The 7,569-nt window shown below is 32.4% G+C and carries 7 protein-coding genes and 1 pseudogene; 4 read left to right on the top strand and 4 right to left on the bottom strand.

Annotated elements, in window-relative coordinates:
* Positions 1–97: 97 nt before the first annotated feature.
* On the bottom strand, positions 98–1,447 hold the full coding sequence (locus AABM59_RS08325; RefSeq protein WP_338408504.1) for a sigma-54 dependent transcriptional regulator: 1,350 nt from the start codon (positions 1,445–1,447) through the stop codon (positions 98–100).
* Between the two features lie 604 nt (positions 1,448–2,051).
* Entirely contained in the window at positions 2,052–2,276 is a 225-nt protein-coding gene (locus tag AABM59_RS08320) for a helix-turn-helix domain-containing protein (RefSeq protein WP_338408503.1), read from the bottom strand.
* A 312-nt stretch (positions 2,277–2,588) separates the two neighbouring features.
* Here AABM59_RS08320 and AABM59_RS08315 point away from each other — a divergent pair.
* A pseudogene (locus AABM59_RS08315) lies at positions 2,589–2,849 on the top strand (twin-arginine translocase TatA/TatE family subunit); the annotation flags it as partial.
* 221 nt (positions 2,850–3,070) lie between these two features.
* The gene (locus AABM59_RS08310; RefSeq protein ID WP_338408502.1) at positions 3,071–3,634 is read left to right on the top strand and encodes a phosphatase PAP2 family protein; all 564 of its coding nucleotides are present in this window, start codon (positions 3,071–3,073) and stop codon (positions 3,632–3,634) included.
* 33 nt (positions 3,635–3,667) lie between these two features.
* Here AABM59_RS08310 and AABM59_RS08305 read toward each other — a convergent pair whose 3' ends face one another.
* The gene (locus tag AABM59_RS08305; RefSeq protein WP_338408501.1) at positions 3,668–4,309 is read right to left on the bottom strand and encodes an O-methyltransferase; all 642 of its coding nucleotides are present in this window, start codon (positions 4,307–4,309) and stop codon (positions 3,668–3,670) included.
* Positions 4,310–4,380: 71 nt separating this feature from the next.
* Between AABM59_RS08305 and rlmN the strand changes: the two genes are divergently transcribed.
* Positions 4,381–5,424: a 23S rRNA (adenine(2503)-C(2))-methyltransferase RlmN gene (gene rlmN, locus AABM59_RS08300; RefSeq protein ID WP_338408500.1), complete on the top strand. Its 1,044-nt coding sequence runs from the start codon at positions 4,381–4,383 to the stop codon at positions 5,422–5,424.
* A gap of 52 nt (positions 5,425–5,476) precedes the next feature.
* Here rlmN and AABM59_RS08295 read toward each other — a convergent pair whose 3' ends face one another.
* Positions 5,477–6,340 carry a hypothetical protein gene (locus AABM59_RS08295; RefSeq protein WP_338408499.1) on the bottom strand — a complete coding sequence of 288 codons (864 nt, stop codon included), beginning with the start codon at positions 6,338–6,340 and terminating at the stop codon, positions 5,477–5,479.
* Positions 6,341–6,504: 164 nt separating this feature from the next.
* Between AABM59_RS08295 and AABM59_RS08290 the strand changes: the two genes are divergently transcribed.
* Complete coding sequence (locus tag AABM59_RS08290; RefSeq protein ID WP_338408498.1) at positions 6,505–7,482, top strand: polyprenyl synthetase family protein; 978 nt, start codon at positions 6,505–6,507, stop codon at positions 7,480–7,482.
* Positions 7,483–7,569: the final 87 nt, after the last annotated feature.

The raw sequence follows: 7,569 nt of genomic DNA, 5'->3' as shown, positions 1-7,569 counted from the left end.
ATATTGTATTGAGCCAATGCATCTAAACGAGCTACTTCATTTTTTGGTATCGGGAGATTTTTATTCATGATGTTTAAAAGAATTTAACTTTATACGTTTATTTAGCGTTTTCAGAAGGTTTAATTAAATTATAAATGGTTGATTTTCCAATATCTAGCTTTTTTGCTGTTTTTAACACATCATTATTGTTCTTTTTTAAATAATGAGCTATAATTTCGGCAGTATATTCTTTTAAAGTCTTTTCTTCTGATATGAAAAAATCAGTAGTATTTATACTACTAAAGGTAAGATCATCTAGCAAAATTTCTTTACCATCGCTCATAACACAAGCTAAATCTATCACCGATTTTAATTCTCGAATATTACCCGGAAAGGGGTATCTAATGAGTGTATCTTTAGCCTCCTTTGACAAGGATATTGCCTTCATTTTATTATCCTTAATGAATAAATCAATAAAATGCTTTGCCAATAATAGCGAGTCATTTCCTCTTTCTCTTAAGGGGGGCAACTCAATTGGTAAGCCCATAATTCTATAGTATAAATCTTCTCTAAAATTTCCTTTTTTTACTTCATGAGCCAAATCTTTATGCGTAGCTATTATTAATCGGGCATCAAACTTTATTTTGGCAGTTCCGCCTAAACGAACCACTTCTCGTTCTTGCAAAACTCTTAGTAATTTACTCTGAAGATTGAAATCTAATTCAGCAATTTCATCTAAAAAAATGGTTCCTCCATTGGCTTGCTCAAATTTTCCTACATTTCTGGTATTGGCTCCAGTAAAAGCTCCTGCTTCGTGACCAAAAAATTCACTTTCCATTAATTCTTTTGGAATTGCAGCCATATTTATGGCTATAAAAGGTTTGTTTTTCCTTTCTGAATTATAGTGAACAGCTTTGGCAACAACTTCTTTTCCTGTTCCCGTCTCTCCTGTTATTGAGACATTAATATTGGAATTAATAGCTTTATTTACTATATTAAAAACTTTTTTTATGGCATCACTTTGCCCAATTATCGTTTTTTCGAAGCTGTATTTTTGTTCTAATAGTTCTTTTAATTCTTCTACTTCGTGAACTAAATCAAGGTTTTCTCTAATTTTAATGATTGCATTCCAAAGCAAGTCTTTGGTGTGTTCGCTTTTAACAATGTAATCTTTGGCTCCGGCTTTTAAAAAGCTAACAGCAACTTCAATTTCTTCTTGCCCACTAATGATTATAATTGGGATTTTATTATTCGTTTCCTGAATCTTTGCCATCAACTTATCACCTGTAGTGTCGGGCAATCCAAAATCTAAACAAATGATATCTGGTTTAAGATATAAATTAGTTAAACATTCTTTTCCGGTTTTAAAAAGATGCACATCAAAATCAGGATTTAGCTTTAAATGATATTTTAAAGCTTCTCCAGAGAAAGCATCATCTTCAATGAGGAAAATTTTTAATAAGGCCATACATTTATAATTTAGGAAGTGGGATCTTGTTACTTGAATAATCGCAATTGACTTCTATGAAATTTTTTATACTTAAGGCGGGTTCTAATAAATTGATTTTTTTGATTTTTCACAAAACAGAACCTGTTGGTTTGCGAAAAAATTAATTTGTAACGTAAATCTAAAATAGTATTTGGAATAATTGCATTTAAATTTTTTGAGGTCGGCATTTGATTTAATAAATGCGAATTTTTGATTATTGTTTAGTTTTTGTAAATATACTTCATTTTGGGAATTAAATTGACACCTTTTTCTAGGTCTATTATTTAGCTTTTCTACCACGTTTTTTTACTTGTTCATCTGTTATCAAACTGAAGGCTGAACCTTTTTTAAAATATTACCTAACTAAGCCATTTAAATTTTCATTTACACCTCTCTTTCGATACGTTTTCCCTAAAGTTCTCATGTGCTTATATAAGTTGCCACCTTTTCTTCTTATCATCCCAAACAAACTTATAGATTGTTTCTTGAGAAACACATCTAACGCCATCTTTTATTGATTTCCCAACGATCTGCTCTGGCGACAAATCAGCTTCTATTAAAAAACAAACATAATTTTGAATTTCTAAATTAAAACAGTGATTCTTAAGCTTTTCTTTGTGCCTTTTTTACACTTCCGACTCGCTAAATTGGCTTTGTAAACAGTATTACGTTCGTCAGTATTACGTTTTAATTCTCTGTAAACTGACGAAATATGCTTTCCTAACTCAATTGCTATTTGTTCTTTGCAAACGTTTTGTTGCAATAGAACTTCTAATTTGTATCTTTGTTCAACGGTAAAATGGACCATACTTTTGCGAATTTTAGGCGAGGAGCAAGTAAGATAAATTTTCCCATTTCAGCAAACAGGGAAAAGAATTAATTTTCTTTTCTTTGTTCTGAAAAAATATTTAATCTTTCAATACGATTCCTTCGCTTTCGCATTTATTAATTGAATTTAAGAATTAATTGATTTTCTTATTACGAAAAACGTTGAATTCAAAAAAATTACGGCTTCTGAAAACTAAAAACAATCAGTATTTTGTCAATGTTAATTATTTATGAAAGAATGTCTTTTGTAACTGTACAACTTTGTAACTTTACACCTTAAAATAAATACACTATGTTTGGAATAGGAGGAGGCGAATTAATTTTTATCATGTTTATTGTTCTATTGCTTTTTGGCTCAGATAAAGTGCCCGAAATGGCTCGCGGAATGGGAAAAATGATGGCGCAATTAAAAAATGCTACAAACGACATAAAAAACGAAATCCAAAAAGGGGTTGATGATAATGGTTTTGATCAAAAAACATTGAATGATTTTACCAACAACATTAGTTCAGAAATCAATAAAGCCAAAAGCAATATTCTTGTTGAAACGACAACAACATTTAGTGGAATTTCAAATACTTTTGCATCCGAAATTAACAAAACAAAAAGTGATTTATTGGGAGAAACTACAACAAATTTGGAAAAAGTTTCTAATGCAGTTGATATTGAAATTGACTCAGCGAAGGACATTTCATTAGCTGAAACAACTTCTAGAACAGATAATGTAAAAGAAGGTATTGAGGATAGTGTTGGGCCAATAAAACGCAAAAAATAATGCTGGAAAAAATCCTGTCTCTCGACACCCAATTATTTATTTATTTAAACAGCCTAGGTTCTGAAACCTATGATGGATTTTGGTTGCTATTAACAAAACAAACCAATTGGATTCCTTTTTTTGTAGTATTGTTATATTTTGTTTTTAAGAAATTAGGTATAAAACAAACTTTGTACCTATTGCTTTTCGTCGCAATTTTATTAGTTTTCACAGATCAAATCACTAATTTATTCAAAAACGGATTTCAAAGATTGCGACCTTGCAACAATCTAGAAATAAACACAAGTATAAGAATTGTTAAATCGAGCGTGTCCTATAGCTTTTTCTCGGGTCATGCTGCAAATACAATGGCGGTTGCCACTTTTTTATATCTTATATTCAGAGATAAATTCAGACGTTTTGGACTTATATTCTTATGGCCGCTAATCTTCTCTTATAGCCGGATATATTTAGGATTACATTATCCGTTGGATATTTTTTCTGGGTATTTATTTGGATATTTTTCTGGGTATTTGATGTTCAAATTGTATCAAATGGCTCAAAAAAGAAATTCTCCAGCTTAAGGTTATTAAGGAAAACGAATCAATCTCAGGAATTTAAACTATTCTCGAAACCGTCAATCCATCTCGAATGGGCAATAAAACCGTTTCCACCCTCGGATCTTTTTTTAATAATTGATTGTATTCCATAATCACTTTTGTACTCACATCATTCGGCTGTAACGGTTCTAGAACTTTTCCGCTCCACAAAACATTATCCGAAAGAATAACCCCTCCTTTGTTCATTTTTGGAACAATCAATTCAAAATAACGAATATAATTTTCCTTATCAGCATCAATAAAAACCAAATCAAATTTTAAATCTAAAGTTGGAATTATTGTTATTGCTTCCCCAAGATGTTGTACTATTTGATTTCCCCAAGGCGATTTGTCAAAATATTTTCTTTGAAAACCCACTAATTCTTCCTTGATATCAATCGTATGAAGTATTCCGTTTTCCTGTATTCCTTCACACAAACATAAAGCCGAATAACCAGTATAAGTGCCAATTTCGAGAATGTTTGCTGGGCGAATCAATTTAGAAAGCATACTCAGAACCCTTCCTTGAAAATGGCCGCTCAACATGCGAGGCAATAAAATTTTCTGATAGGTTTCTTTGTCTAAAGCGGCTAGTAATTCTGGTTCTTTTTCAGAATGCTGCTCGATATAATCTTCTAATTCTTGTGAAATGAAATGCATTTTTTTAATTTTTGTCAAAGTTATTAAATTATCAAATCAACAAATCAACAAATAGTCATTAAATTTGCAGCATGCAAATCGAGAAAAAAGACATACGAGCCTTATCAAAAGAACAATTACGTAATTTTTTTGTTGCCAATGGCGATCAAGCTTTTCGTGGTAACCAAGTCTATGAATGGTTGTGGAGTAAAGGAGCACATAGTTTTGAGGATATGACCAATGTTGCAAAAGCAACACGAAATATACTCGAAGAGCACTTTGTTATTAATCACATCAAGGTCGACACAATGCAACGCAGCGAAGATGGAACCGTTAAAAACGCAGTTCGTTTGCACGATGGTTTAGTGGTAGAAAGTGTTTTGATTCCAACAAATACTCGAACAACAGCTTGTGTTTCAAGCCAAGTAGGTTGTAGTTTGGATTGCAATTTTTGCGCCACCGCTAGATTAAAAAGGATGCGAAATTTGGAACCAGGCGAAATTTACGATCAAGTAATTGCAATTGATAAAGAAAGCCGATTGTACCATAATAGGCCTTTGTCGAATATTGTTTTTATGGGAATGGGAGAACCGCTTATGAATTATGGTAATGTTTTGAAAGCTATCGAAATGATAACTTCAAACGAAGGTTTGGGAATGTCTCCAAAACGAATTACAGTTTCGACTTCGGGTGTGCCAAAAATGATTAAAAAATTGGCAGATGATGAGGTAAAATTCAATCTTGCAGTTTCATTACATTCAGCAATTGATGAAATCCGTTCTCGAATTATGCCATTTAGCAAAAATTTCCCTTTAGCGGATTTAAGAGAATCATTGGAATATTGGTACAGGAAGACAAAAAGTAAAATTTCTTTCGAATATGTTGTTTGGAAAGGGATTAATGACAACAAGGAATCTATTGATGCATTGGTAAAATTTTGCAAATATGTTCCTTGTAAAGTAAATTTGATAGAATACAACCCCATTGATGACGGAGAATTTCAGCAAGCATCTGAAGAATCTATAAATGCGTATATAAATGCACTTGAAGCAAATAGAATCATTGTAAAAGTACGGAGGAGTCGCGGAAAAGATATTGATGCTGCCTGCGGTCAATTAGCAAATAAAGAAGCATAAAAAACGTCCTGAAAATTATCGGGACGTTTTTGATTTAGAAAAGTTTGAAAAATTATCTTTTCAAATGAATTTCTTTTGCAACTCCTTTTATAGTAATCGTTGCTAGATCATCACAATCCCCATTTCCATAATCTAATGTTGCTAGCCCCTCATTTTTCATGATTTCAACAACACCTTTGACCGGGAAAGGCCTTTTACAACTCAAATTAATTTGTAATGGAGTTTTTATGGTGAAAGTGTATTTGGCCCCATTTGGGAATGTTGTTATATTGTACCCCCAAACCAAGAAAACGTTGTCTTCCCAATTTGTAATAGTAGCAAATCCTTCAACCATTTCTCTTACTCTTGTTCCAATTCTAGAATAAATTGTACCATCTGCAAATGTTATTTTCATATCAATTGTATGTGTCGTTACTGGATGTATGGCGGCCAATAAATCGGTGCTTTTAAGTTCGTGAGTTATTGTTTTACTTCCTTCAATTAATTTACCATTGTGATAAAAGCCTTCCAAGGTATAAGTTATTGTTCTTATCGGAGTGGTGAAATTTTTAGAAAAACTGATGATAATTTTTCCTTTCACAACATTTCCATTGTGTAAAGTACAACCTTGAGTTCCAAAATCAACAGTTCTAGTCCATGTGTCATTAGTTAAAACAGTTGTAATTGTTGCACAGTGAGGTAACATACTAATCATTCCAACACTAGTTTTGACAGTGATGCTTTTTTGCATGTCAAACTGGTCTTCGGCAATAATTGAAACATCATCTACAGAAGCGTCAATTTCTGAATTTGCAATAACATCGTCTGTCGTTATCGTTTTAGAAGTTGGGGATCCATCAACCGATTCATTAGAGGAGCAACCAATAAAAAAAGTGATGGAAAGCATTGTAACTAATAATAAATTTTTTGTTTTCATAATGAATATTGTTTAGGGGGTAGTTCTTTTGATAAATAAATTAATAAAAGGTTTAATACAGGGGTCATTCTTTTTTTAATAATTAAAACATTTGTTATAATTTTCATACTTCCCGCATAATTGATAACGTAGTTTTATTCGAAAATAGTATATTTGAATTCTAAATGAATATCACTTCTCAAATAAAACAGCCTATTTTTAACGAGATGGAACTTTTTGAAAAAAAGTTCTATGAATCGATGACTTCACAAGTGGCTTTGCTAAACAGAATTACGTATTATATTGTTAATCGAAAAGGAAAACAAATGCGTCCGATGTTTGTTTTCTTGACTGCAAAAATGGTTGCTGAAGGAGTTGTAAACGAAAGAACCTACCGCGGAGCATCGGTTATTGAGTTGATTCATACGGCGACTTTGGTTCACGATGATGTGGTCGATGATAGTAACCGTCGAAGAGGTTTTTTTTCCATCAATGCACTTTGGAAAAATAAAATAGCCGTTCTTGTTGGGGATTATTTGTTGTCTAAGGGATTGTTACTTTCCATTGATAATGATGATTTCGATTTATTGAGAATCATTTCAGTGGCTGTTCGCGAAATGAGTGAAGGTGAATTATTGCAGATTGAAAAAGCCAGAAGACTCGATATAACCGAGGTCATTTACTACGAAATCATTCGAAAAAAAACGGCCACTTTAATTGCGGCTTGTTGTGCTTTAGGAGCAAAATCGGTTATTGACGATGAGGTTCAGGTCGAAAACATGCGAAAATTTGGCGAACTCATCGGAATGGCTTTTCAAATCAAGGATGATTTATTTGATTATAGTGAGGAAGCCATTGGGAAACCAACGGGAATAGATATCAAGGAGCAAAAAATGACTTTGCCGCTTATTCACGTTCTGAATAATTGCACTTCTAAGGAAAAATCATGGGTTATCAATTCCATTAAAAACCACAATAAAGACAAGAAACGAGTAAAAGAGGTTATAGCATTCGTTAAGGACAATAACGGCTTGTCGTACGCCGAACAAAAAATGGAGCAATTTCAGCAAGAAGCACTTTTGCTTTTGGAGAACTATCCAAAATCAGAGTTTAAAGACGCCTTGATTTTGATGGTAAATTATGTTATTGAAAGAAAAAAATAAAAATCACTTTGTGTTATTGGACATTAATGATATATTTTAATGGAATTATAAAAAAAGGCAACCTCATCCTTCCCTACTCTTTTTTAG

It is taken from the genome of uncultured Flavobacterium sp., from assembly GCF_963925185.1.
Taxonomy (GTDB): domain Bacteria; phylum Bacteroidota; class Bacteroidia; order Flavobacteriales; family Flavobacteriaceae; genus Flavobacterium.
Note: the sequence above shows the minus strand (reverse complement) of the source record. Positions and strands in the feature narration are given on the sequence as shown.

Excerpts from the sequence above, each read along its gene's own strand:
- AABM59_RS08325 (WP_338408504.1), bottom strand. The coding sequence starts at position 1,447 with ATGGCCTTATTAAAAATTTTCCTCATTGAAGATGATGCTTTCTCTGGA.
- AABM59_RS08320 (WP_338408503.1), bottom strand. The coding sequence starts at position 2,276 with ATGGTCCATTTTACCGTTGAACAAAGATACAAATTAGAAGTTCTATTG.
- AABM59_RS08310 (WP_338408502.1), top strand. The coding sequence starts at position 3,071 with ATGCTGGAAAAAATCCTGTCTCTCGACACCCAATTATTTATTTATTTA.
- AABM59_RS08305 (WP_338408501.1), bottom strand. The coding sequence starts at position 4,309 with ATGCATTTCATTTCACAAGAATTAGAAGATTATATCGAGCAGCATTCT.
- rlmN (WP_338408500.1), top strand. The coding sequence starts at position 4,381 with ATGCAAATCGAGAAAAAAGACATACGAGCCTTATCAAAAGAACAATTA.
- AABM59_RS08295 (WP_338408499.1), bottom strand. The coding sequence starts at position 6,340 with ATGAAAACAAAAAATTTATTATTAGTTACAATGCTTTCCATCACTTTT.
- AABM59_RS08290 (WP_338408498.1), top strand. The coding sequence starts at position 6,505 with ATGAATATCACTTCTCAAATAAAACAGCCTATTTTTAACGAGATGGAA.